Annotated in this window: 2 protein-coding genes; both read left to right on the plus strand. The window is 54.6% G+C overall.

What is annotated here, in order from left to right:
- Window positions 1-173: 173 nt before the first annotated feature.
- Complete coding sequence (gene ribE, locus AABZ39_10590; GenBank protein MEK6795216.1) at window positions 174-635, plus strand: 6,7-dimethyl-8-ribityllumazine synthase; 462 nt, start codon at window positions 174-176, stop codon at window positions 633-635.
- Window positions 636-668: 33 nt separating this feature from the next.
- The coding region (locus AABZ39_10595; protein MEK6795217.1) for a hypothetical protein at window positions 669-903 on the plus strand (235 nt) is incomplete at its 3' end.

The raw sequence follows: 903 nt of genomic DNA on the forward strand, positions 1-903 counted from the left end.
ATTCTTTTCTTGCCTCTTTCTCCGTGGTTTTATTTTCTTACGGGTACATCTGGGGGCCTGTAACATTCCCGTACAAAGAGGGGGATGGCTGAGAGGTGAATGTACAAAGACCCGCCGGTTGCGAAATTTGCCGTTCAGATATACAGTACTGAAAACGAGAAGCGAGGCGCGATATGAATGAATACGCGGGCACGGTAGTCGGCACCGGACTCAAGATCGGCATAGTACTGAGCAGGTTCAACAGCCTTTTGAGCGAGCGTCTCCTTTCCGGCGCCATCGATACTTTGAAGCGCCACGATGTGAAGGACGGCGATATCGATGCATATCGCGTACCCGGCTCTTTCGAGATACCCCTTGTGGCGAAGCGGCTTGCCGAAAGCAAGAAGTATGATGCCGTCATCTGTCTCGGCGTGGTGATACGCGGAGGCACGCCGCATTTTGAATATGTCGCAGGCGAAGCGGCGAAGGGCGTTGCCCGCGCATCGTATGAAACGGGCGTACCGGTCATATTCGGCGTGCTCACTACGGACACGCTCGAACAGGCGATGGAACGCTCCGGCACGAAGATGGGGAACAAGGGTTCCGACGCGGCATTATCCGCGATAGAAATGGCGAATCTTCTCAAATCACGATAGCAGCGTACGCACACACGCTCTTTGGAAATCGATATGACGGATGATACAAGCGGCGAAATACCCGCAGAGATACCGACGAAAGGCAAAGCGGTCAAGAAGCGCATGCTCATCCGCAAACGCGGCGAGCATGAGGAAGAGATAGACCTCACGAAATACGGCGCTCGCCGTCAGGCGCGCATCTACGCCATGCAGTCATTGTTCCAATACGATATGTGCGAGGAAACGTACAGGGCAGTCGCGGAAAGAAACGAGCCGTGGCCGGACAGCT

This window comes from Spirochaetota bacterium, from assembly GCA_038043445.1.
In the GTDB taxonomy this organism is placed as follows: domain Bacteria; phylum Spirochaetota; class Brachyspiria; order Brachyspirales; family JACRPF01; genus JBBTBY01.

Coding starts and splice junctions, on each gene's coding strand:
- ribE (MEK6795216.1), top strand. CDS start 174: ATGAATGAATACGCGGGCACGGTAGTCGGCACCGGACTCAAGATCGGC.